Annotated in this window: 19 protein-coding genes; 17 read left to right on the forward strand and 2 right to left on the reverse strand. The window is 63.7% G+C overall.

Translation table 11 applies throughout. From position 1 onward, the window contains the following. The first annotated feature begins 9 nt into the window (after positions 1-9). The 13 genes from ABIC90_RS20130 to xylB all read left to right on the forward strand — a co-directional run bounded on the left by ABIC90_RS20130 (position 10) and on the right by xylB (position 14,890). Positions 10-2,292 carry a M23 family metallopeptidase gene (locus ABIC90_RS20130; protein WP_354357155.1) on the forward strand — a complete coding sequence of 761 codons (2,283 nt, stop codon included), beginning with the start codon at positions 10-12 and terminating at the stop codon, positions 2,290-2,292. Between the two features lie 3 nt (positions 2,293-2,295). Then, a complete protein-coding gene (locus ABIC90_RS20135; RefSeq protein WP_354357157.1) occupies positions 2,296-2,979 on the forward strand; it encodes a hypothetical protein in 684 nt (227 codons plus the stop codon). 325 nt (positions 2,980-3,304) lie between these two features. Further along, a complete protein-coding gene (locus ABIC90_RS20140) occupies positions 3,305-3,718 on the forward strand; it encodes a hypothetical protein (RefSeq protein ID WP_354357159.1) in 414 nt (137 codons plus the stop codon). Between the two features lie 466 nt (positions 3,719-4,184). Next, complete coding sequence (locus ABIC90_RS20145; RefSeq protein ID WP_354357161.1) at positions 4,185-5,495, forward strand: ABC transporter substrate-binding protein; 1,311 nt, start codon at positions 4,185-4,187, stop codon at positions 5,493-5,495. A 156-nt stretch (positions 5,496-5,651) separates the two neighbouring features. Next, positions 5,652-6,509 (forward strand): carbohydrate ABC transporter permease, encoded by an 858-nt coding sequence (locus ABIC90_RS20150; protein WP_354357163.1) that lies wholly within the window; start codon positions 5,652-5,654, stop codon positions 6,507-6,509. A 10-nt stretch (positions 6,510-6,519) separates the two neighbouring features. Continuing rightward, on the forward strand, positions 6,520-7,344 hold the full coding sequence (locus ABIC90_RS20155; protein ID WP_354357165.1) for a carbohydrate ABC transporter permease: 825 nt from the start codon (positions 6,520-6,522) through the stop codon (positions 7,342-7,344). A gap of 18 nt (positions 7,345-7,362) precedes the next feature. Further along, entirely contained in the window at positions 7,363-8,403 is a 1,041-nt protein-coding gene (locus ABIC90_RS20160; RefSeq protein ID WP_354357167.1) for an ABC transporter ATP-binding protein, read from the forward strand. Positions 8,404-8,482: 79 nt separating this feature from the next. Next, complete coding sequence (gene dalD / locus ABIC90_RS20165; RefSeq protein WP_354357392.1) at positions 8,483-9,862, forward strand: D-arabinitol 4-dehydrogenase; 1,380 nt, start codon at positions 8,483-8,485, stop codon at positions 9,860-9,862. Continuing rightward, positions 9,859-10,647, forward strand: a complete 789-nt coding sequence (locus tag ABIC90_RS20170) for an L-iditol 2-dehydrogenase (RefSeq protein ID WP_354357169.1) — start codon at positions 9,859-9,861, stop codon at positions 10,645-10,647. The genes dalD and ABIC90_RS20170 overlap by 4 nt, the downstream gene beginning before the upstream one ends. Before the next feature lie 114 nt (positions 10,648-10,761). Beyond that, positions 10,762-11,436, forward strand: a complete 675-nt coding sequence (locus ABIC90_RS20175; protein WP_354357171.1) for a transaldolase family protein — start codon at positions 10,762-10,764, stop codon at positions 11,434-11,436. A 17-nt stretch (positions 11,437-11,453) separates the two neighbouring features. Further along, complete coding sequence (locus tag ABIC90_RS20180) at positions 11,454-12,422, forward strand: carbohydrate kinase family protein (RefSeq protein WP_354357173.1); 969 nt, start codon at positions 11,454-11,456, stop codon at positions 12,420-12,422. An 11-nt stretch (positions 12,423-12,433) separates the two neighbouring features. After that, positions 12,434-13,390, forward strand: a complete 957-nt coding sequence (locus ABIC90_RS20185) for an AraC family transcriptional regulator (RefSeq protein WP_354357175.1) — start codon at positions 12,434-12,436, stop codon at positions 13,388-13,390. A 30-nt stretch (positions 13,391-13,420) separates the two neighbouring features. Continuing rightward, entirely contained in the window at positions 13,421-14,890 is a 1,470-nt protein-coding gene (gene xylB / locus ABIC90_RS20190) for a xylulokinase (RefSeq protein WP_354357177.1), read from the forward strand. 160 nt (positions 14,891-15,050) lie between these two features. Here the strand turns inward: xylB and groL are convergent, their stop codons facing one another. Next, positions 15,051-16,706: a chaperonin GroEL gene (groL, locus tag ABIC90_RS20195; protein ID WP_042579049.1), complete on the reverse strand. Its 1,656-nt coding sequence runs from the start codon at positions 16,704-16,706 to the stop codon at positions 15,051-15,053. Positions 16,707-16,758: 52 nt separating this feature from the next. Further along, a complete protein-coding gene (locus ABIC90_RS20200; protein ID WP_176660349.1) occupies positions 16,759-17,049 on the reverse strand; it encodes a co-chaperone GroES in 291 nt (96 codons plus the stop codon). 387 nt (positions 17,050-17,436) lie between these two features. On the opposite strand from ABIC90_RS20200, the gene ABIC90_RS20205 reads away from it, so the two are divergent. The 4 genes from ABIC90_RS20205 to ABIC90_RS20220 all read left to right on the forward strand — a co-directional run bounded on the left by ABIC90_RS20205 (position 17,437) and on the right by ABIC90_RS20220 (position 24,982). Further along, complete coding sequence (locus ABIC90_RS20205) at positions 17,437-19,809, forward strand: type VI secretion system Vgr family protein (protein WP_354357179.1); 2,373 nt, start codon at positions 17,437-17,439, stop codon at positions 19,807-19,809. After that, complete coding sequence (locus ABIC90_RS20210) at positions 19,809-20,960, forward strand: DUF4123 domain-containing protein (RefSeq protein WP_354357394.1); 1,152 nt, start codon at positions 19,809-19,811, stop codon at positions 20,958-20,960. Before ABIC90_RS20205 ends, ABIC90_RS20210 begins: the two co-directional genes overlap by 1 nt. A gap of 5 nt (positions 20,961-20,965) precedes the next feature. Next, a complete protein-coding gene (locus tag ABIC90_RS20215; RefSeq protein WP_354357181.1) occupies positions 20,966-23,848 on the forward strand; it encodes a T6SS effector BTH_I2691 family protein in 2,883 nt (960 codons plus the stop codon). Positions 23,849-24,073: 225 nt separating this feature from the next. Further along, positions 24,074-24,982 carry an MFS transporter gene (locus ABIC90_RS20220; RefSeq protein WP_354357183.1) on the forward strand — a complete coding sequence of 303 codons (909 nt, stop codon included), beginning with the start codon at positions 24,074-24,076 and terminating at the stop codon, positions 24,980-24,982. Positions 24,983-25,058: the final 76 nt, after the last annotated feature.

Raw genomic sequence — 25,058 nt, forward strand, 5'->3', positions numbered from 1 at the left:
CTGGCGCGCATGATCATCAGCCCTCCCTTTCTTTCGCTGAGCGACATCCCCGTCTATGACGGGCAATGCGTCAGCAACGTCATGCCCGGAGGCATCGTCGGCAGCGGTGCCTACCCCGTCAGCCAGGCCATGGGCTGGCACGGCGGAATTCACATCCATGCGCCGACCAACCTGGAGCCCGTGCGCGCCATCGCCGACGGCACCGTGGTTTTCCGGCGCGATGCGGGCAACGCGCGCTACGACAACGAGGACCACTCCACGGGGTGCGTCGTCATCCGCCACGTGACCGAGATCGGCGCACAAGGCACCGCGCCCGTCACCGTCACCTACTACTCCATCACCCAGCACCTGAGGCAACTGGATCGCGAACTGCCTGCTGTCGGCAGGGCCATCTACCGCAAGGACAGACTCGGGCTGGCCGGCACCATCCACGGCGAGAGCGACCGCGTTCATCTGGAAATCGTCGCGGGCGACGCCGACACACTCAAGCTGGTCGGCCGTGTCGCTGGTGAACTGGCTGTCGGTGGCAACGGGCGCACAGATGCGGTTTACGGCCAGATGTACGTGCTGGTCCCTGCCAAAAGCCCGTGTTTCAGCGCTCAGCCAGTCAACGCCTCGATGCCCGCCGCGGCCGGGGACAGCGGCAACGACGACTTGATCATTGGCATTCGGTATGAAGCGGGCGGCGCCACGCTCACCACCTACAAACTCAACGGCGGCATCGTCGGTACGGCGCCCCTAGAGACCGATGCGGAATACAACCTCTACACCGAGGCAAACACGCGCCATCGCCGCCTGAGCGCAGCCGACCAACTCATCAGCAGCCCCAGCGGCTGGTACGAGCTGCTTCGTTTCGGCCGCAACCTGGGCTCTGACCCTCTGCCCGCAAATGCCGCCCATTGGCGCAAGGTCGTCGTGCCGGGCCAGCCTGGCGGCGTCTGGATCAATCTGAATGCCGCCAACACCAGGAAATTCAGCGACGCCGATTTCCCCCATTGGGCAGGCTGGAAGCTGATCGACGACGACGTGAACGACGACAACAGTCGCTGCGACTCAGCCCTGATCAACGCGATGCTGAACTCCCCGCCCCAGCCTGGAGCCACCGCAGTCCTCACGCCAGCGCAGAAGGCAGCCGATCGCATGCAAAACCTGTGCAAATCCGACGTGCAGGAGAAATTGGCCAAGACCATCTGCAAGTTTCCGACCGAATGGGCCAAGGATGAGGTGCGCAAGCGCTGGGCATGGACGAGGGAAACCGGCAATCCCTCGATGCCATACCCGCTGGAAGACGAAACCGACTTCACGGAAATGACGGATTTCGCGCAGAAGCTGTGTTTCTGGGAAGAGCTGCCCGCCGAAGACAAGAGCCGGTTGACGATCAAGCCCTGGCACTTTCATCCCAGGGAGTTCATCAAGCATTTCAGGAAATGTGGGTGGCTGAGTGAGCCTGAGTTCAAGCAATTGCTGCCGCAGTTCGCAATGCGATTGGATCGAGGCCGGGTACTTCTATGGGAGCCCATCCGACTCAACGGAAACCGGAACGCAACAATTGCGAATCACCGAATTCCGTTGAATCGTGCACTTCTTAAATGGGGGATCGATACACCCTTGCGCAAGGCGACCTTCTTTGGAAACTCGATACAAGAAACCCAATGGTGGGCGCTATTGGCCGAGGGCTCAGGATCGACGCTTTGGTATGCACCATGGTATGGCCGCGGCTTCCTGCAGCTCACCAACCCTGAAAACTACATCGGATACTGGAAATACCGCGGACGAATAGTGCCTGAAGCGCTCCGCGTTGGACTGGTTGCAGCACATGGAGCCGTCGCAGGAATGCCGCTTGCACGCCGGAGCAACCTCGGTCTTCAAGATGCAAACTTCCCAGCGTTAACCCTGCAGATGCGCGAGTGGCGCTCTCATGTTGGCGCGGATATGGCAGGTCGCTCTTCATCTTCAGAAGATTTGATTGCCCCTGCCGACAGTGCTGGTTATTACTGGGCCAAGAACAGAATGTCTGCCGAAGCAGATGCAGTCCATGTCTTGGAGCACGTCCCCATTCAAACTGATCAAGGCATCAAAGCATATTATCGAAGCCGTGCGTTCTGGCGGGCGTCGGCAACGGTAAATTTGCCAGGAGTCGTCAATAGAATCAACTACACCGGAATAAACGGGTTTGACGCGCGATGCGTGGCCTATGGCTATGCATTGGCTGTGCTCGCAGAAATAAGATTCCCAAATGCTGCAGGAAGCGCGGCTCTGGATTTTCCTGATGCCAATTTGCCTAGAAGGTGATCGATGAAATACTGCTCAGAAAAATTAATTGCTCTGACTATGGGGCTCGGAATCGCGGCTTTCCCCGGAATGACTGGTGCGCCGGCCAATGCTCAAGTTCTTGCATCAAATTCGTCAGTCTCTAGTCAGATCAGGGTGGAGCCTGACTGCGATATTCGTTTTTTTGGTCCACCTGACCAGCAGGCCGCAAAAAAAATATTGCCGGACAGCGGGCACTTAAAAAGCGTACCTTTTGTGCCATTATTTCTAGAAGAATTAAAGATAAATTGGGTTTGCATTTCGAGTGATGACAGTCGCGTAGGATTTCACGGCATAGCAATACTCAACCCCTATACAAAAAAATGGACTCTGGACTGGAGTCGAATTTTCGGGAGTGCTGGTACGAAGCGCGAAGATCGGTGGCTGTACCAGTGGTTCAGTAAAAAATATAAAATAATTCAGCTGAGCTCGTCCAATGCCAATGGCTACGCTATTTTTGATAGTACTCAAACGGAAGCCGGATCCATTCCGGATGAGCTCGACAAAGAGGGACAAAATTCCGGCCCCGTGCTCTTGTCGTTTTGTATTGTTCGCCCGCCGAAGGCGTTGTGCGGAAATGGGCATCTCGGTCAGAAGCAGGATGATCCCGCTGGTGATTTAATTTCTTACGCGCTTAAGGTTATCCGTGGAATCGAATTTGTCGAATAGCTATTCGTTGCTCATGGGTAATTGTATCTTGAGATTTGGAATTATTTAATAAGTCTGAAATTGAAGATTTCGTGAAAGGGAAGTTATTCGATTGCTAGGCATCGCGAAGTCCGAATTGTTGTGGCTTTATCTTGTTGTTGGATAAATCTCAATAATGGTGAAATTGGTGGGTATGGCGCCGTAGATAAACTTAAATGTCGTCCAAGTGATTATCGCAATGCGTGCGACGTGCGGGTTTGCATTTTTGTGCTTTAATGAAATTCAAATTAAATTCTTGTTGCTAGGCAAGAGTCAAGATTCTGGTCGACTATCAAGTTCAGTGGCCATGAAATCAAAATTTTTATACTTTGCAGTCTTTCTTGTGTTGCCGATTTTTGTCTTTGCGGCAGAAGTAGAGTTGACGGCAAAGAAGGCATTTGATGCCTGCATGAGAGAAACAACGAAAGACAGAGAACGGTGTGATTTCGGGGGGTGCGGAAATATTGCTGGATCTTGCTATGAGAGGCAGATAGATGTAGTTTCACTGGCAACCGAGCTCTTGGTGAAAAAATTAGGTGCCGAGCGTTGCGCAGGGGCCGCTAATTCAGCCTCCAATGAAATCGAGAATCTCAGTTCAAAACTGAAAATCCGTCCCCCCTTTGACAGTACTTGGAGTGGGTACGATGTCCAAATGGAAGTGGCGTTGTTGAAATACAAAATCATGGATGCATTGGCAAAAGAGTGCGCACGAAAAAATTAAAGATCTAGTGCTCGTATTCGCGATCAACTGATGAAATGAATAGCGAGGCAACCTCAAGCCCGATACCACTTCGGCAGAAAGCAGCTTCCGCAGTTGGGTGGGGTGGGCGCCGGACTTGAGTGATCCTGAAAGTTGGAGGTACGCCAACTGGCGGCACTCAAAGCTGACTTGGACAAACCCGCGTCGGACGCGACCAGCAAGGCGCATCGAAGTGCCCCCGACATGGGCAGCCGCCCAACCCCATCGGCAGCTTCCACGCGCCAACGCCCGACCTCCTGAACAGCCAAAGCCCTCGATCATCAGATCTACATGCTGTATTGCGTTAACTAGGGAATTCACTAGCCAACTGGTGCATGAAAGTACCATTGCTGCTGGCTGAAGTACCAAAACCGCAACGGTGTTTCTCCAGAATCCATCCCACGGCGACCCGACTGGAAGAGGGCGTCGCTCACCTCTAGGAGACAACATGAAGCGTTTTCTGAAAGCGGGCCTCGTCCTCGCACTCTCCGGCACGGGCCTTGTGTCCCAGGCTGCCACCGAACTCGTGATCGCGACCGTGAACAACGGCCACATGATCGAGATGCAAAAGCTCACCCCGTTCTTCGAGAAAGCCAACCCCGACATCAAGCTCAAGTGGGTCACGCTGGAAGAAGGCACGCTGCGCCAGCGCGTGACCACCGACATCGCCACCAAGGGCGGCCAGTTCGACGTGATGACCATCGGCCTGTACGAAGCGCCGATCTGGTCGAAGAAGGGCTGGCTGCAGCCCATCGCCACCGACGCGGCCTATGACGTGGACGACCTGCTGCCCGCCATCCGCGCGGGCCTGTCGTACGAAGGCAAGCTGTACGCCGCGCCGTTCTACGGCGAGAGCTCGATGCTCATGTACCGCAAGGACCTGGCCGACAAGGTCGGCTTCAAGATGCCCGAGCAGCCCACCTGGGTGCAGGTGAAGGAGCTGGCCGGCAAGATTCACGACCCGAAGGCGGGCGTGTACGGCATGTGTCTGCGCGGCAAGCCGGGCTGGGGCGACAACATGGCCTTCCTGACCACGTTGGTCAACACCAACGGCGGCCAGTGGTTCGACATGCAGTGGAAGCCGCAGATCGACACCAAGCCCTGGAAGGACGCGATCACCTTCTACGTCGACCTGATGAAGGCCTACGGCCCGCCGGGCGCCGCGGCCAACAGCTTCAACGAGAACCTGGCGTTGTTCAACGAAGGCAAGTGCGGCATGTGGGTGGACGCGACCATCGCGGCCTCGTTCATCAGCGATCCGAAGCAGTCGAAGGTGGCCGACAAGGTCGCGTTCGCGCAGGCGCCGGTGGCCGTCACGCCCAAGGGCGCCAACTGGCTGTGGACCTGGAACCTGGCGATTCCCGCCAGCTCGACCAAGGGCGCGGCCGCGCAGACCTTCGTGAAGTGGGCGACCTCCAAGGAATACATCAACCTGGTGGCCAAGGAGCATGGCTGGGGCACGGTGCCCACCGGCACACGCAAGTCGACCTATGCGAACCCCGAGTTCCAGAAGGTGGCCAAGTTCGCCGCCGCCGAGAAGAAGGCCATCGACAGCGCCAACCTGAGCGACAGCACGCTGCCCAAGTCACCGTACGTGGGCGTTCAGTACGCGGCCATTCCCGAGTTCCAGGCCATCGGCACCGGCGTGGGCCAGCAGATGAGCGCGGCGCTGTCGGGCAAGGTCACGGTCGACCAGGCGCTGAAGACCTCGCAGACGTTGGCTGAGCGCGAGATCAAGAAGTCCGGTCAGTACAAGTAAGTAAATAAGCCCTGGCTTTACTCCCTCCCCTTCCGGGGGAGGGTCGGGGTGGGGGCACGCGGCGCATCGATCGGCCGCCGTGGTCGATCAGGGAGCCCCCATCCCCGCCTTCCCCCAGAGGGGGAAGGAGCCAGAGACAACGAGAAGGACTTCCTCATGAAAAGACTCCTGCCCCGGGCCCTCATGGCGCCCGCCGTGCTCACGCTCTTCCTCTGGATGATCGTGCCGCTGCTGATGACGTTGTACTTCTCCTTCGTGAACTACAACCTCATGCAGCCTGGCGAGCGCACCTTCGCGGGGCTCGAGAACTTTCACTACTTCGTCACCGACCCCGACTTCTGGCCCGCGACCTGGAACACGCTGATGCTGATCGGCAGCGTGATCGTCATCACCGTGGTGTTCGGCGTGCTGCTCGCGCTGCTGGTGAACGAGCCCTTCCCGGGCCGCGGCATCGTGCGGGTGCTGCTCATCTCCCCGTTCTTCGTCATGCCCGCAGTCAATGCGCTGCTGTGGAAGCACATGATGATGAACCCCATCTACGGCGTGCTGGCCGACCTGTGGCGCTTCTTCGGCGCCACGCCGGTGGACTGGCTCACCGACGTGCCGCTGTTCTCGGTGATCATCATGGTGGCCTGGCAGTGGCTGCCCTTTGCCTGCCTGATCTTCATCACTTCGCTGCAGTCGCTGGACCGCGAGCAGATGGAAGCCGCGCGCATGGACGGCGCGAGTTCCTTCCAGCGTTTCTTCTATCTCACCATTCCGCACCTGGGCCGTCCGATGGCCGTGGTGATCATGATCGAGATGATCTTCCTGCTCAGCGTGTTCGCCGAGATCGCCATCACCACCAATGGCGGCCCGGGCAACGAGAGCACGAACATGACCTACCTGATCTTCAAGCAGTCGCTGATGAATTTCGACGTGGGCGTGGCCTCGGCCGGCGCGCTGTTCGCGGTGGTGCTGGCCAACATCGTGGCCTTTTTCCTCATCCGCATCATCGGCAAGAACCTCGATTGAAGGAGCGACCATGCAACCCAGCAACTTCCTTCCCCAACTGCTGCGCACCGTCGGTGCGTGGGCCGTGGCGCTGCTCCTGTTCTTTCCGCTCGGCTGGCTGTTTCTCACGGCCTTCAAGACGGAGCTGCAGGCCATTCATGTGCCGCCGCTCTTCATCTTCGAGCCCACGCTCGACAACTTCGGCGAAGTGCAGCGCCGCAGCGATTACCTGCTGTACGCGCGCAACTCGCTGATCACCAGCCTGGGCTCGACCATCCTGGGCCTGCTGATCGCCGCGCCCGCCGCGTACTCGATGGCGTTCTTTCGCACGAAGCGCACGCGCGACATCCTCATGTGGATGCTCTCCACCAAGATGATGCCGGCCGTGGGCGCGCTGGTGCCGATCTACGTGCTCGCGCAGACCGCGGGCCTGCTGGATTCGCTCACCGCGCTCACGATCGTGTTCACGCTGTCGAACCTGCCGATCATGGTGTGGATGCTCTACAGCGCCTACAAGGACATTCCGAACGAGATCCTCGAAGCCGCGCGCATGGACGGTGCAAGCCTGTGGACCGAGTTCCGCCATGTCGTGATGCCGCTGTCGGTGGGCGGGCTCGCATCGACCGGCCTCCTGTGCCTGGTCCTGAGCTGGAACGAGGCCTTCTGGGCGCTGAACCTCAGCTCCGCCAAGGCCGGCACGCTGGCGACGCTGATCGCCTCGTACTCCAGCCCCGAGGGCCTGTTCTGGGCCAAGTTGTCGGCCGCCTCGCTGATGGCCATCGCGCCCATCGTCGTGTTCGGCTGGTTCAGCCAGAAGCAATTGGTGCAAGGCCTGACCTTCGGCGCCGTCAAGTAAAGAAAAGGGAGACATCTCATGGCCTACCTCGAACTCAAGAACATCAAGAAGAGCTTTGGCGACGTCCACATCATCAAGGGCGTCGATCTCGAAATCCGCAAGGGCGAGTTCATCGTCTTCGTCGGGCCTTCGGGCTGCGGCAAGTCGACGCTGCTGCGGCTGATCGCGGGGCTGGAGCCCATCACCAGCGGCAGCCTGATGCTCGACGAAAAGGACATCACCTGGACGCCTTCGGGCAAGCGCGACCTGGCGATGGTGTTCCAGAGCTACGCGCTCTATCCGCACATGAGCGTGTACGACAACATGTCTTTTGCGCTCAAGCTCGCGGGCGTGTCCAAGAGCGAAATCAAGACCAAGGTCGAGCACGCGGCCAACACGCTCAACCTCACGCAGTACCTGGACCGCACGCCCAAGGACCTCTCGGGCGGCCAGCGCCAGCGCGTGGCCATCGGCCGCGCCATCGTGCGCGCGCCCAAGGTGTTTCTGTTCGACGAGCCGCTGTCGAACCTGGATGCGGCGCTGCGCGGCAACACGCGTGTCGAAATCCACAAGCTGCATCGCGCGCTGGGCGCAACCACCATCTACGTCACGCACGACCAGGTCGAGGCCATGACGCTGGCCGACCGCGTGGTGGTGCTGAAGGACGGGCTGATCGAGCAGGTCGGCACGCCCCTGGAGCTGTACGACCACCCGGCCAACCAGTTCGTCGCGCAGTTCATCGGCATGCCGTCGATGAACATGGTGGCGGCGAACGCGATTCCGAGTTTCTCTGCGGCCACCGGTGGCCGCCTGCCGAACGACGGCTTCCTGGGCGTGCGCCCTGAAGGCCTGCGTGTGCACCCCAAGCAGGGCGCGCCGGTGTCGGACGTGGTGGGCCGCGTCGAGCTGGTTGAGGCGCTGGGCGCCGACACGCTGATCCACGTCGACGTGGGCGGCGTGCCGCTCGTTGCGCGCCAGAACGACCGCACGCCCTTGCAGGCGGGCGACGACGTGGCGGTCGAGCTGGACCCCGCGGTGCTCCATCTCTTCAATCGCGAAGGCCGTTCGGTCTCCGCCTGATTTTTCTTTTCGGAAATTTCCCGTGACTTCCTCCGCAGCGCCCAGCGCGCAAACACCTTCGGACCTCTCCGAATTCACGATGCTCCACCTGGGCCTGGGTTCGTTCCACCGGGCCCACCAGGCGGTCTACCTGCAACGGCTGATCGAAGCGGGCGACACCCGCTGGTCGCTGTCGGGCGCCAACATCCGGCCCGACATGGCCGAGGTGGTCGCGGCGCTGCGGGCACAGGGCGGGCGCTACACGCTGGAGACGGTGTCGCCCGCGGGCGCGTACCGCTACGAGCAGATCGAAGCCATCCGCGAAGTGCTGCCGTGGGAGCGTTCGCTGGCGGCGGTGATCGCGCGCGGCGCGGCGCCCTCGACGCGCATCGTGTCGTTCACGGTGACCGAGGCCGGCTACTACCTGAACGACAAGGGCAAGCTGGACCTGTCGTTCGCCGACCTGGCGGCGGACATCGAGCGCGCGCGCCGCGGTGAAGCGGGCGAGACGATCTACGGCGCCGTCTGCGCGATCCTGCGTGCGCGCAAGGCGGCGGGCGCCGGCGCGGTGACGCTGCTCAACTGCGACAACCTGCGCCACAACGGCGACCGCTTTCGCGCCGGGCTGCTCGAGTTCATCGAGCTTTCGGGCGATGCCGAACTGCTCGCGTGGGTGAACGCCAACACGCGCTGCCCGAACGCGATGGTCGACCGCATCACGCCGCGCCCCCCGCCGGAGCTGCGCGAGCGTGTGAAAACCGCCACGGGCCGCGACGACGCGGCACCGGTCACGGGCGAGAGCTTCATCCAGTGGGTGATCGAAGACAACTTCGCCGACGGGCGGCCCGACTGGGGCCGCGTGGGCGTGGAGTTGGTCGAATCGGTGCAGCCTTACGAAGAGGCCAAGATCCGCATCCTCAACGCCACGCACAGCTGTATCGCCTGGGCCGGCACGCTGGTGGGGCTGGGCTTCATCCACGAAGGCACGCACAACACGGCGATCCGCAAGATGGCCTTCGACTACGTCACCGACGACGTGATCCCCTGCCTCACGCCCAGCCCCATCGACCTGGAGGCCTACCGCGACGTGGTGCTCGACCGCTTCGGCAACCCCTCGATCCGCGATACCAATCAGCGCGTGGCGGCGGACGGTTTCTCCAAGATCCCCGGCTTCATCGCACCGACCGTGCGTGAGCGGCTGGACGCCGGGCAGGGCATCGACAGCGTGGCGATGCTGCCCGCGCTGTTCCTCGCTTTCCTGCAGCGCTGGCACAAGGGCGCGTTGCCGTACGCCTATCAGGACCAGGGCATGGACGAAGCGGTGGCGCATGCCATCTGCGATGCGACCGATCCGGTGGCTGCGATGTGCGCGGATGCCGGGCTGTGGGGCCATCTCGCTGGCGACGCGCGGCTGGTCGATGCGGTTCGCCGCGGCAGCGCGCGCGTCGCTCGCTTCATCGAAACACAAAGCAAGCCATGAGCCAGAGACTTGAAGACCGCCATGTGCTGCTGACCGGTGCGGGCGGCGGCATCGGCCTTGCCGTGGCCGAGGCCTGCATTGCCGAAGGCGCGTGCTGCAGCGTGATCGACCGCGCGGCGGCGGCGCCCGACGCAGTGCGGGCACTGCAGCAGCGCCACCCGGAGCGGCTGGCGTACATCGCCGCCGACGTCACCGACACGCAGGCCATCGCGCAACTGCTGGTGCTAGCGCAGGAGGCCTTCGGCCCGGTCCACACGCTGTTCAACAACGCAGCGGTGTTCGACCTCGCGCCGCTGCTCGACAGCGACGAAGCCTCCTTCGACCGACTGTTCGCGGTCAACGTGAAGGGCATGTTCTTTGTGATGCAGGCGGTGCTGCGCCACATGGTCGAGGCCGGCACCCAGGGCGCATCGGTCATCAACATGGCGTCGCAGGCCGGGCGCCGCGGCGAGGCGCTGGTGTCGCACTACTGCGCGACCAAGGCGGCGGTCATCAGCTACACGCAGAGCGCGGCGCTGGCCATGGCGCCGAACGGCATCCGCGTCAACGGCATTGCCCCCGGTGTGGTCGATACACCCATGTGGGACCATGTCGACAGCCTGTTCGCCAAGGCCGAAGGGCTCGCGCCCGGCGAGAAGAAGCGGCGCGTGGGGCTGGAGGTGCCGCTGGGCCGCATGGGCCTGCCCAGTGACATCGCGGGTGCAGCGGTATTCCTGGCCAGCGACGAGGCGCGCTACATCACGGCGCAGACCTTGAATGTCGATGGCGGCAACGTCATGAGCTGAAGTGAGCCGGGCTGAAAGCAGACCCGTCAGGAAAGTATCAGGACGGCTCCCTTCGGCGCGGTGAATCGCAGTCGGCTCGGTGAGAAGATCAGATTCCTTTGCAGCACGCGATCCATGAACGAAGATTTCCATCTCTACCTCGACAGCGCCGACCTGGCCGAATTGCAGGCCTGCCTGCCGCACCCGGTGGTGCATGGCGTGACGACCAACCCGACGCTGCTCCGGCGTGCCGGTGTAGGCCGAGCTGAAGTGCCCGCTCTGCTCAAGCGCTGCATCGACCTGGGCGCGCGGCAGGTGCAGGCGCAGGTGTCTTCGAGCGAGGTCGACGGCATGCTCGAAGACGCGCGCCTTCTGCTGTCGCACTTCGATCCCGGCCAGCTGGTGGTGAAGATCCCCGCCACGCGCCAGGGCCTGGATGCAGGCGCGGCGCTCATCGCGCAGGGCGTGCCCGTCACCTGGACGGCGGTGTACGCGCCCGAGCAGGCGCACTTTGCGGCGCAACTGGGCGCGGCCTATGCGGCGCCGTACCTCGGGCGGCTCGATGACTCGGGCGTCGACGGCCTGGCGCTGATCGCGCAGATGCAGTTGCTGGTGGCGCAGCGGCCTTCGTCGGGTACGCGCCTTCTGGTGGCGAGCATCCGCTCGCGCGAGGCCTACCTGTCGCTGCTCGCGCTGGGCGTGGGCGCCATCACGATCCCGCCGCGCCTCTTTGCCGAACTGCTGGACCATCCCGCCACGCTGGCCGCCGAGCGCGGATTCCTGGCCGATGCCCAGGCCCTGCCTGACTGAATGAGAATTCAAGAACCATGCGCATAGCACTCACGGGCGAAGCCCTCATCGATTTCACCGCCAGCGAGGCGGGCACCCTGGCGTTTCTCGGCCACGAGGGCGGCTCGCCGCTCAACACCGCCGTGGCCTGCGCGCGCCTCGGCGTGCACACCGGGTTTCTCACCCAGCTGTCGACCGACCTGTTCGGCGAGCGGTTGATGGCTTTTCTGGCACGCAACGGCGTGGACACCAGCTTCATCCTGCGCAGCAACGCACCGTCCACGCTAGCTTTTGTCGAGCGCACGCCCCAGACCAACCGCTATGCGTTCTACACAAGCGGCAGCGCGGACGCGACCTGGGCGCCCGAGCCGCTGCCGCAGCTGCCGGCGGACTGCCGCTTCCTGCACTTCGGCTCGATCTCGCTGTTGCAGGAGCCGGCTTCCACGCACATCGCCGAGCTGGTCACGGCGAATGCCGGGCGCTGCGTGATCGTGTTCGATCCGAACGTGCGGCCGAGCCTCATTTCCGACATGGCCGACTACCGCGAGCGCGTTGCGAACTGGATGACCCTGGCCGACCTGGTCAAGCTCAGCGACGAAGACGCCGAACTGCTGGCACCGGGCCAGCCCGTCGATGCGCTGGCCGCCGATTGCCTCAAGGCCGGCGCGCGCGCGGTGATCGTCACCCGCGGCGGGGCGGGTGCCACGCTCTGGCGCACGGGGCATGCGCCGCTCACCGTGGCCGCGCCGCGCGTGACCGTGGTCGACACCATCGGCGCGGGCGACACCTTCACCGCCGGGCTCTCGGTGTCGCTGCTCGCGCATGGCGTCGAGCATCCGGCGCAGCTGGGCGATCTGAGCGACGAAGCCTGGACCGAGGTGATGCGCTTCGCCGCCACCGCCGCCGCGCTCAACTGCACCCGCGAGGGGGCCGATCCGCCGACGCTGCAAGCGGTTCACACCGCGCTGGCGCAGGAACACAATGAGGCCGTCGCTTCCCGGCCTTGAGCCGTGCCGCCATGACAACGACCACACGCAAACGTTCGGTCCCCCGTCAACGCCAACCCGAGCTGGAACGCGACTTTGCGCGCTCGCCCTCGCTGGGCTACGAGGCGGCCGAAGAAGCCGGCCTGGTGCGCTGCCTTGCGCACGGCTTTCCGAGCCCGCTGGTGCGCTGGCACTTCCATGAAGACTACGAGCTGCACCTGATCACCGAGACCTCGGGCAAGGCCTTCATCGGCGACTGGATCGGGCCGTTCCAGCCCGGCCACCTGGTGCTGTGCGGGCCGCGCCTGCCGCACAACTGGATCTCGCTGGACGTGCCCGAAGGCGGCGCCGCCGGCCGCGACCGGGTGATCCAGTTTCGCCACGAGCCGATCGAACGCGCCGCCGCCGACATCCCCGAGCTGCGCGAAGTGATGCAACTGCTGGAGCGCGCGCGCCACGGCATCGAGTTCTTCGGCATGTCGCAGCAGGCGCAGACGCACTGGGACAGCATCAAGGCCGCGCGCGGCGTGCGCCGCCTGGCCCTGTTCCTGGAGTTCATGGCCGACCTGGCGCAGTGCACCGACTACCGGCTGCTGTCCAGCGTGCAGATGCAGGGCGTGCAGGGCAGCGACGGCGATGCGCAGGTCGACCAGATCAACGAGGTCGTCAACCGCATCACCAACAACATGACGGAGTCGATCTCGATGTCCGACGTGGCCGCCGAGCTGGGCATGAGCGAGAGCCGCTTCAGCCGCTTCTTCAGGCGCTCCACCGGCAACAGCTTTACCGACTTCGTCAACCGCGTGCGCATCAACAGCGCCTGCCACCTGCTGATGCAGACCGATCACTACGTGACCGACATCTGCTATCAGGTCGGCTTCAACAACGTGGCCAATTTCAACCGGCGCTTTCTCGAAATCAAGGGCATGACGCCCAGCGAATTCAGGCGCCAGGCCGACACCCGTTTCGGCTCGGGCATGGCGCCGTAGACATCTTCGCCATCAGGCAGGGAGTTCATCTTGTATCTGGGACTCGACCTCGGCACGTCCGAGCTCAAGGCGCTGTTGCTCGCCGACGATCACCGCATCGTCGGTGTGGCGCGCGCCGCACTCACGGTCGAACGGCCGCAACCGCTGTGGTCGGAGCAGGCGCCCAGCCAGTGGTGGCAGGCGCTGGAGCAGGTCATGGCACAGCTGCGCGGCGCGCATGCAGAAGCGCTGTCGGCCGTGCGCGCCATCGGCCTCTCGGGCCAGATGCACGGCGCGACGCTGCTCGATGCAGCGGGCGAGGTGCTGCGCCCGGCCATCCTCTGGAACGACGGGCGAAGCGGCGCGCAGTGCGAGGCACTCGCGCGTGCCGTGCCGCGCCTGGGCGAGATCGCGGGCAACCTCGCGATGCCGGGGTTCACCGCGCCCAAGCTCCTGTGGGTGCGCGCGCATGAGCCCGAGATCTTCCAGCGCACCGCGCGCGTGCTGCTGCCCAAGGACTGGCTGCGCTTCATGCTCAGCGGCGAGGCGGTCAGCGAGATGTCGGATGCGGCCGGCACGCTGTGGCTGGACGTGGGCGCGCGAGACTGGTCCGACGAACTGCTTGCAGCCACGGGGCTCACGCGCGATCACATGCCGCGGCTGGTCGAAGGCAGCGAGGTGTCGGCACGGCTCAAGCCGGAGCTGGCGGCGCATTGGGGCGTGGGCAGCGGCGCGGTGCTGATCGCCGGTGGCGCGGGCGACAACGCTGCGAGCGCGGTCGGCATGGGGCTCGTCGAACCGGGGCAGGGCTTCGTGTCGCTGGGCACCTCGGGCGTGGTGTTCGTCTCGACCGATCGCTTTCTGCCGAACCCGGCTCAGGCGATGCATGCCTTCTGCCACGCGCTGCCCAAGCGCTGGCACCAGATGTCGGTGATGCTCTCGGCCGCGAGCGCGGTGAGCTGGGCCGCGAAGACATTCAAGTTCACGGACGAGGCGGCGCTGCTCGAAGCGGCGTCGTCGGTGGCCCTGAAGGACAGGGCGCGATGCCCGCTGTTCCTGCCTTACCTGTCGGGCGAACGCTCGCCGCACAACAACCCGAATGCCCAGGGCGCGCTGTTCGGCCTGACGCATGCGCACGGCCCGGCGGAGATCGCCTATGCCGTGGTCGAGGGCGTGAGCTTCGGCCTGCGCGACGGCTTCGACACCCTGCGCCTGCCGGCTGATATGCCGTTGCGAGAAGTTGCGCTGGTGGGTGGCGGTGCGCGCAGCATCTGGTGGGGTCAGCTGCTGGCGGACATCTTCCAGGTGCCGTTGACGCTCTATGCGGGCAGCGAGACGGGCGGGGCACTCGGCGCGGCGCGGCTTGCGTGGCTGGCCGATGGCGGCGCGGTGGCCGAGGTGTGCACGCTGCCGCCGGTCAGACAGCAACTGGTGCCTTCGTCCGAAGGGGCCGATGGGCACAGGACGCGGCACGCGCGATTCCAGGTGCTCTACATGGCGCTGCGCGACCAGTTTCGATAGGCGACACAAACCGGCCGCCCATAAAAAAACCCGTCGCAAGACGGGTTTTTTACTTTCGCGAAACACCGCGGAACCGGCTTTGCCGGGCCGCAGGTGTTGCCCCCGGTAGGGGGTTGGCGTAGCGGACACGAAGTGCCGCGCAGCCTGGGGGCGAGCGAAATTACATGCCCATGCCGCCCATGCCGCCCATGCCACCCATATCAGGCATGCCGCCGCCGCCAGCGCCCGACTCGTCCTTGGGTGCGTCGGCAACCATGGCTTCGGTCGTCAGCAGCAGCGAGGACACCGATGCGGCGTTCTGCAGTGCGGTGCGGGTGACCTTCGTCGGGTCCAGGATGCCCAGCTCGAGCATGTCGCCGTACGTGTCGTTCGCAGCGTTGAAGCCGTAGTTGCCCTTGCCGGCCAACACAGCGTTCACCACCACCGAGGCTTCGCCGCCGGCGTTGTTCACGATTTCGCGCAGCGGCGCTTCGATGGCCTTGAGCACCAGCTTGATGCCGGCTTCCTGGTCGGCGTTGTCGCCCTTGACCGACTCGCCCACAGCTTGCTTGGCACGCAGCAGAGCCACGCCGCCGCCAGCCACGACGCCTTCTTCCACTGCAGCGCGCGTGGCGTGCAGGGCGTCTTCGACGCGAGCCTTCTTTTCCTTCATTTCGACTTCGGTGGCAGCGCCGACCTTGATCACTGCAACGCCGCCGGCCAGCTTGGCCACGCGCTCTTGCAGCTTTTCACGGTCGTAGTCGCTGGTCGCTTCTTCGATCTGAACGCGCACTTGCTTCACGCGGGCTTCGATGTCACCAGCAGCGCCGGCGCCGTCGATGATGATCGTGTTTTCCTTGCCCACTTCGATGCGCTTGGCTTGACCCAGGTCGGCCAGCGTCACCTTCTCGAGCGTCAGGCCCACTTCTTCAGCGATGACCTTGCCGCCCGTCAGGATGGCGATGTCTTCCAGCATGGCCTTGCGGCGGTCGCCGAAGCCAGGTGCCTTGACGGCCACGACCTTCAGGATGCCGCGGATCGTGTTCACGACCAGCGTAGCCAGGGCTTCGCCTTCGACTTCTTCGGCAATGATCAGGAGCGGACGGCCGGCCTTGGCGACTTGCTCCAGCACCGGCAGCAGGTCACGGATGTTGCTGATCTTCTTGTCGAACAGCAGCACGAAGGGGTTGTCCAACAGCGCCGATTGCTTCTCGGGGTTGTTGATGAAGTAGGGCGACAGGTAGCCGCGGTCGAACTGCATGCCTTCGACGACGTCCAGTTCGCTGTCCAGCGACTTGCCGTCTTCCACGGTGATCACGCCTTCCTTGCCGACCTTGTCCATCGCGTCAGCGATGAGCTTGCCGATGGTTTCGTCGCTGTTGGCCGAGATGGAGCCGACTTGCGCGATTTCCTTGGAGGTGGTGGTGGGCTTGGAAGCCTTCTTCAGCTCGGCGACCAGGGCCGTGACAGCCTTGTCGATGCCGCGCTTCAGGTCCATCGGGTTCATGCCGGCAGCCACCAGCTTGAAACCTTCGCGAACGATGGCCTGGGCCAGCACGGTCGCGGTGGTGGTGCCGTCACCGGCGTTGTCCGAAGTCTTGGAGGCCACTTCCTTCACGAGCTGGGCGCCCATGTTCTGGAGCTTGTCCTTGAGTTCGATTTCCTTGGCCACGGACACACCGTCCTTGGTCACGGTGGGGGCGCCGAAGGAGCGCTCCAGAACCACGTTGCGACCCTTGGGGCCCAGGGTGACCTTGACTGCGTTGGCCAGGATGTTGACACCCTCGACCATGCGTGCGCGGGCTTCTCCGCCGAAGACTACGTCTTTTGCTGCCATGATGAATTAACTCCGAATGGATTGGATTTGAATGGATCGAAAGGGAGAAGGCTTACTTCTCGACGACTGCGAACAGGTCGTCTTCCTTCATCACGAGCAGTTCGTCGCCATCGACCTTGACGGTCTGGCCGCTGTACTTGCCGAACAGGACGCGGTCGCCGACCTTGACGGTCAGTGCGGCCAGGTCGCCCTTGTCGTTGCGCTTGCCCGGGCCCACGGCCAAAACTTCACCCTGATCGGGCTTTTCGGCGGCTGCGTCGGGGATGACGATGCCAGAGGCGGTCTTGGTTTCGCTGTCGATACGCTTGACGATCACGCGATCGGCCAAAGGACGAAGTTTCATTGCATCTCCTGATATGGATAAGAAACGGGTTGTTGGTCGGGGCGCCGGACCGGAAGGTTGGCGACCCATCGACTGGAAGCGAGGGCTGTTAGCACTCATCATCAGCGAGTGCTAATGATAAGGGCATTCGGTGGCGTTTCAAGGGCGGGGGCGTGTCCGCGGACGAGTTGGAAGGCCGACGGCACCGAACGATCGTGCTTTTGAACGGGGCCAGACAGGGAGTCGCGGGCTCATCGCGCCAGCCTCGGGCTGCTACTTTTACCTGCTTCCGCTGCAGCAGCATGGGCTTACATAATCGAACGGGCTGCCGACATCTCACGGCAGGCCAGTCCGAGGGAGCCCCATGTCTATTCACGATCGTGCGCGTTCGCGCACGCTCATTTCGCAATGAACCGGCGCGTCACTGTGCAGACGCCGCTGGGCGACGCACTCAAATTCCACCGTCTTGCCGGCCGGGAAGCCTTGGCGGAGGCCTATGTCTTCGACGTCGATCTGCTCGGTCGCAGCAACGCCCTGGACCCTGCGGCCTTGCTCGGCAAGGCCGCCACTGTCACGGTGCAGACGGAGACCGGCGTTCGCTACCTTGGCGGCGTCGTCACGCGCTTCGGCCTGTCGCAGGAAGACGCCCGACAGTCCTTTTATCGGATGCGGCTGCGGCCATGGCTCTGGCTCGCCACCCGCCGCAAGGACTTCCGGATCTTCCAGGACCAAAGCGTTCCGGACATCGTCACGACCGTGCTCGGGCGCTACGGCTACCCCTTCGAGCAAAAGCTTGCCCGCAGCTACCGCACATGGAACTACTGCGCGCAGTACGACGAAAGCGATTTCGATTTCGTCTCACGGCTGTGCGAGCAGGAAGGCATCTATTACTACATCCGGCACGAGGCGGGTCAGCACGTGCTCGTTTTCGCCGACGACATCGCCAGTTCCCACGGGCCGCTGCCCGGCGGCGAAACCCTGCGTTACCACCCGCATGCCGAGGCCGGCATGACCGGCGGCCCGGACCCCAGCGAACGTGTCTACGCCTGGGCGCTGTCGGAAGACGTTCGCAGTGGCGCGTATTTCACCGACGACTTCGACTTTCTCAAGCCCGGGGCGGACCTCTCCAGCCATCGCCGAATGCCGGCCGGCCACGACCACGACAGCCATGAGCAATACGACTGGCCCGGAAACTACACCCAGCACGACGACGGCGAGGCCTACGCGCGTATCCGCAACGAAGCGCTGGCGAGCGAACGTAGCCGGGCGGTCGGCCGTTCCAACCGGCGCGAATTGGCTATAGGCCACACATTCAAGCTTGCCGACCACCCGAGGGATGACCAGAACAGGGAGCACCTGCTGGTCAGCGTCGCTTACGAGTTGCAGGAAAACCTGGAGGCCAGCGAAGGGGGCGACGGTGCCGAAGGCTCGGTCCAGCGCTTCGCCTTCGTTGCGCAGCCCACCAGTTACCCCTGGCGCCCGCGTCGCACAACGCACAAGCCACGCACGCGAGGCCCGCAGACCGCGATCGTGGTCGGCCCGGCGGGCGAGGAAATCTGGACCGACGCGCATGGCCGCGTCAAGGTGCAATTCTTCTGGGACCGCCTGGGCCAGATGAACGAACACTCGTCTTGCTGGTTGCGCGTGTCGTCGTCGTGGGCTGGTGCCACCTTTGGCGTGGCTGCCCTGCCGCGCATCGGGCAAGAGGTCATCGTCGACTTTCTCAACGGCGACCCGGATTGCCCGATCGTCACAGGCCGCGTCCACAACGCCGATGAAATGCCGGCATGGGTCTTGCCGGGCCAGAAACACCTGTCCGGCCTTCGCAGTCGCGAACTCGGCGGCGGGCGGTCCAACCACGTGGTGCTCGACGACTCCGAGGGCAAGGTGCAGGTGCAGCTCAAGAGCGATCACCAGAGCTCCAGCCTGAGCTTGGGCCATATCGGTCGCATCGAAGACACGGCGGGCCGCAAGGACAGCCGGGGCCAGGGGGCCGAACTGCGAACCGATGGCCACGGCGCAGTGCGCAGCGGCAAGGGGCTGCTGTTCACGACCGAAGCACGCCCCGCTGCCCGAGCCCACGTCACCGACATGCCCGAAACCGTGGCGCGCCTCACGCAGGGCCGAGACCTGCATGAGGGCCTGAGCCAGGCGGCCCAGGAGGCCGGCGCACACGACGCGGGCGATCAGGACGCCGTCACCGGCGCGCTCAAGGCACAGAACGATGACCTGCGCGGCAGCGGAGGGGATCCCGCGCACGGCATCTTTCCGGAATTCCAGGATCCGCATCTCACCCTCGCCGGTGCCGCGGGCATCCAGACCATCGCGCAGGGGGCCACCCACGTCGCGAGCACCGAGCACAACGCGTTCACCAGCGGCGGCCATGCCAGCGTGAGCGCCGGCAAGAGCCTGCTGGCCAGTGCCAAGGATGCGGTGCGCCTGTTCGCCGCAAAGGCTGGCGTCCGTTTGTCTTCCGGGCAGTCGGACATCGACATCCGTGCGCTGAAGGACAGCGTCAACCTGCTGGCCAAGCTGAACATCAAGCTGGAGGCCAACCGGATCACCATTTCCGGCCAGGAGGAAGTGATGCTCATCGGCGGCGCCAGCTACACCCGCTGGAGCGCCGCGGGCATAGAACACGGCACAGGCGGCATCTGGCGCGAGCATGCGGCATCGCACAGTCTCATGGGTCCGAAGAGCCTTCCGCCGCCGAAGGGGTACGAAGCCCGGTGCGAGTTGCAGGACAGCGGCCCCGCGGGCGGCGCCTCGGCTTCTCGTTGATGCGCGCCCTGTCTTCCGCGCACCCCGATGCCGTGCTCCTGCTGCGCAGCCTGCAAAAGGGCTTCGTACGGGCGCTCGCGCTGGCGCCGCCGGTGCACGCATCGGTCGGCCGTCCGCTGTCGGCTTTTCTCGTCCTCGAGCGCTGGCGTGACAACCCGCTGGCCGAGCACCTGCAAGAACACCATCCGCTCCTGGCCGATGAACGGGTCGACGTACCCGACGACATCTACAAGGGCCGCCCCGAAGCCGCGCCAACGCTCGTGCCGATGCCCGAGCACTGGGCGGCCGATGCGCCCGGCGATGACACCCTCGCCCTGTTGAACACCATGGCGCTGGCCTTGGATGCGGCACGCCTGCAGAGCCGGCGTCGCCTGGTGGATCAGATGTTGTGCGCTGTCGTCTTCAGTGCCGCAACGCCTGCGCGCATCGCGCTGCACTGGAAGCATCTCGGTTTTCAGATTTCGCCCGAGGACGGCAAGGACAAGCTTTTCCGCTATCAGGATGCGCGGGTCATGCAGCGGGTGTGGCCCCTGCTCGACGAGGCACAACGACGGCGGTGGTTGGGGCCTGTGACCGCATGGTGGTCGCTGAGCCAGCCCTGGGGACCGTGGGCCGGTGCCGAGGCCTTCGCCACGACCGAAGCTGCCGCGGGCGGTGCGGCTGAAGCAACCGAATGGTTCGTTGCTGACCGGCCGGCCTTGCCGCACGTGTCTACCCCCGACTCGTCGGACGAGGCCCTGCACCGTCTGCTGCGCCTGGATCAATGGCGCGCCGCGCACACCGCGACCACCGGCAACCGGCTGTGGCTGAGCATGGCTTCGCGAAAAATCTCCACTCGCCACCAGCCCGACGGCGAGACGATGACCCGGCTTCTTCGTCAGGGCGCCGAACTGGGGCTGACCCAGGAGTCGGACCTTTGCGAATTCGTCGACGCGTCATGGCCGGCTCACCGCCCGGGCGACCCGGTCGTCCAGCGCGACTGGTCGGCCCCCCGCGACGCGGCCTTGCTGCAACAGGCGCTGGCCTCGATGCACGCGACAGGCGCTCGCACCGGCGAAGCCGGCGGCGATCCTCCGGCCGGCTTTGCGAGCTCGCTGTACGCAGCCGCACAAGCCCAGCCGCCCCACCCATTCACCCCGCGAAAAGGCTGAAGCCCATGCCGTGCGCCACCCCCTGCAGGAACTGCGATCGCAAGGGCCTGCCCATCCTGTTCACCCGCTACGCCGCCGCCTTCAGCGCGCAGGCGCAGGGGCTCGCCGCGTTGAAGCAACTGCAGCCCACCGGAAATTTCCAGGCCCAGCCCGGCGGCGTGGCCATGCGCACAGCCTTGTACGGCGTGCGCATGCTGAGGCCAGGCTACCTGTACGTGCGCATCAAGAATGTGTGCAAGGCCCATCCCGAGTGGCTCGCCTACATCGTGCATCCCCACGGCTACCTGGCGCAGTTCGACGTCGGGTTTCCGGAGGCTGCCAAGTCCAACCCGGCCTGCGAAATGGAAGTGCGCGGCGCCAATGCCTCCATGGTGTGGGTGGCGGACGCGAAGAACGTCGCGGAGCTGCACTACATGTTTCATCCGGATCCGATCGTGCCCAAACACCTGTTCGAGCACATCGAGCCCCAGCGCGACACCTACATGCAGAAGTTCGATGTCGCCGGATGGCTCGGCGGCAACACGGGGCAGAAGGACACCTGCCAGCCGGGCCAGCTCAACAGCCAGGTCATGGAGTTCTCCGCCGTCAAGGATCCGGCCGTGCAGACCGTGGGCAGCGAGCAGCACTACGGGCCCATGGGCGTGCACGGCGCCGAGCGCGAGTGGGGGAACTACGAGGAGGCGCGCACCGGGCGGCATTTCGGGAAGGTGCGCAACGAGACGCGCCGTGCCGACGGCAGCGTGGTCGTGACCGACACGGGGGCCGTCACCGGCATGGCGGTGGGCCCCTACATCGCCCGCGTCACCGGCCCGCTCTACAAGGACGCGCACGGCCCCCGGCTGCGCAAGATGGCCGAGTTCCTGGAGCAGCACAAAGGCGCTATCGTCGCCTGCGAAGACCCCATCGGCATCGCCCAGGAACTCAGCCTGCACCATCTCACCGCGGCCATGCCGTATGTGCAGTGGCTCAAGGAGGTCGATGCCTCGGACCCCGGCAATGCGACCGTGACGAATGCGTGGAAACACGCCGCCAGCGAGAGCATCAAGACCGTGCGCGGGGCTCTTTACAAAAAGGCCATGGGCATGTACGACGCCGAAACGGACCGCCTCAAGAGCGTGTACGACGTGCTCGGCCAGCGGCGCGCCTACCCCGTGGGCAGGACGATGGTCCGGCAAGCGGACGGCAGCGTGACCGAGATGTCCGTCGAGGAGATGCGGGCGCAGCGCAGGGATGCGCTGGAAGGGGAGATTGCCGCGCGTGAATCTGATCGCCGGCTCATCAGCGATGTGGAGTCCAGATCCGCTGTCGAGACGACCCTTGCGCATGTCGACGAAGCGCGGCTCAAGAAATTCGACGAAGAGCACATCGCGCAGATCAGGGACCGCGACCAGCGCATGGACAAGGTCAGCGAAGACCTGATCGCGTGGCTCCAGTGCGATGCTTTTCTCGTCAAGACACTGGGGCGCTATGACCGCAAGCCCAGTGGCATAGACACCCGAGACGGTGCGCGCTGCGCAGGACAGCTGTGCGCCATTCTGGAAACCATGGACAGCAGCCCGCGCGGGCGGCGCTGGTATTCGGAATTGCAGTTGTTCAAGGACGAACCGAAGAACCTCGTGTGGCGCATGGCGACGCTGAACAACGAGGAGATTTCGCAAGAGTTGCTGCGCGTGCTCGATACGTTGAAGGACACGGTGCCGCCGGCCACCGAGGTGACGGATTCGGAGACGGCTGAGGAGAGTGCACGGCAGCAGCGGGCGTGGGCTGCGATGGCGGCGGCGTTGGGCAAGATCCCCAAGACGCTGGAGGGCAGCCAGACGCTGATCAAACAAGCACGGAAGCTCGTTGACCGTGGAACGAGCATGATGGAGCGGCTCGAATCGTTGCAGAAGATTGCCGCGACGGCCACCAAGAATGTTCATTCGGTCTGGGGAATCGCGGTAGTTCAGGCGGCCCGGAATCTGGGTGCTTCTGCAATGGAGCTGAGCATGGCGAAGGCGCAGATCGTGTTGCTTGCGCACGGGCTGGGTGACAACGCCATCGAGTTCGTGCGCCAGGAACAGCTTCTGGCGGGCGAGAAACTGCGTGCCGCCGGAACGAAGGTCGACTACAGCAACAAACGCAATCCCGAGCCGGGCGGACGGACGTGGACCCGACAGTACGCCCACAAGGGCGAGAAGCTGCAGGCGCGGGTAGATCGGGCCCTTGCCCTGGGCGCTGAAAAAGCGGTGCAGAACATGCGCATTCCCTCGGTGATCGGCGGCCTGGAGATTTTTGGGCTGATCCCGACCCTGGGGCTTGCGAGCGAGCGCAGCAACGACCCCAGAGCGGGCAGCCAGAGTGCCGGAGCGGTTATTGGCGCAATGGCGGCCTGGAAGAGCTGGCGGACCGACTACTACGAGAAGAACGTCTACGAGGCGATCAAGGCCGAGATGCCTTTCAAAACGCACGAAAACCTGATCAAGGCCGTAGACCATGAACTGCGCACGCTGAAGATAGGGGCAGCCCATTGGGTGGCATCGGCGGCTGTGATCGGCATCATCTGGGATATGGTCGATGCACGTACGGCAATCAAGCAGGATCGCGATCTTTTGATGTGGGCTTACGTGGGCCGGTCCATCGCTGGAACTACGGCGATAGGCTCGGGACTCGCCGCCGCCTATAAGCTGAAGAACCTGAGAGTTATCTTCTGGTGTGCGCGAATCAATTTCGTGACGGGGGTCGCCACGCTGGCCCTTAGCTATGCGATTGAGAAATTGAAGGAAAAGGAATGGATTGCGTGGCTCAATGCTGAACCTTTTCGGAAAAGCGATAGCAAAGCTGATCCGCATCGCAGCGAGCAACTCATGCTCAGTGAGTTGAGCAATGCGATCGCGGACATGGAGTGAAGAGCGGCGAACATGTTTCTTTCGGAAAACGGCTACAAGCAAGAGCAACACAGTCGGGGGGCGCCTCAGGCTTTGGCGTACTTCGCAGACATCCATCAGCGCACGCGACTTTTCGGGATTCACGAAGGCCCCAAGCCCCGAGGAGAGAACGAGCCCAAGCCCACTAGGAAGGAGAAGCTCGAACAGCGAGAGGTTGCGCTGCCCCGGCTCCACGGAATGCGTGCAATGTTCGACTTCAACGAACATTTCATCGAGTTGAGCAATGCGGAAGAGGAGAAGCGTTCGCTCAGTTTCATGCTGTTGATACTCGCAGGCCTGATCCTGTGCCTGCCCCTGCTGGGGTTGATGTGGTCCGTGCCAGGCAAGGAGGTTTTTTCTCAACGCTGGATTCTCAATATCTCGATCGGAGGCGGGCTGTTCCTCCTGGTGTTCTGCATGCTCTATTTCCTTGCATGGCCCTACCTGTTCGCGCCGGCGTTCCTCACCAGCCTGCGTGCGCGTTACCGGTTCAACAGAACGACTCGCAAGGTCTACGCGTTGCGGCCAAAGAAGTACGGCGGCAACGTGGTCCTCGATTGGGACCGCGTGCAGGCGCATGTGAAGTGGGCGCCACCCACGTCATGGACGGCCGAGCAATTGGCATCGGATGAAATGGCGCGTGAAGAACGGTTGCGTTCGGCAGGCCTCGACAGCAACCTGCTGCTCTACTGGCCTCCGCTGGATGCCCACGACCCTCATCGCAAGGGTGAAGAGGTGTTGTGGGTCGGTCCCACGGGGAGCGATGAATCGTTGTGGCAATACATCCGCACCTTCATGGAAGAAGGCATGCATGCCGTGCCCGGTCCGTCCGAACATGAGTGGCTGCGCAAGGGCTTCAGCGGCCCGGGCGAGCATATGGAAGAAACCGTCATGCACGGCTCGCATCTGCGTGACGACATCACCGGAACAGGAACCTCGAGCGCGACCTACGGCAACTACGCGGTGAATTTCCTTTGGGCACCGCTGCACAGCCTGGCCGAGCGGCTTTGCTACTGGCCTACTTTCCCCGAGGAGTGGAACAGCGACTGCGGGCAGAAGCGTCGCGAAAGCGGCATCGGTCCCGAAGAGCCCACGCGGTGGGTCTGCAAGCCCTGACGACCTGACGATCCGTGCCCGGGCCGTTCGGCAACGTAAAAGCGCTTCATGGTTTGCATTAGCCGCGCACGCTTCA

Source organism: Variovorax boronicumulans (assembly GCF_040544675.1).
GTDB lineage: Bacteria > Pseudomonadota > Gammaproteobacteria > Burkholderiales > Burkholderiaceae_C > Variovorax > Variovorax boronicumulans_D.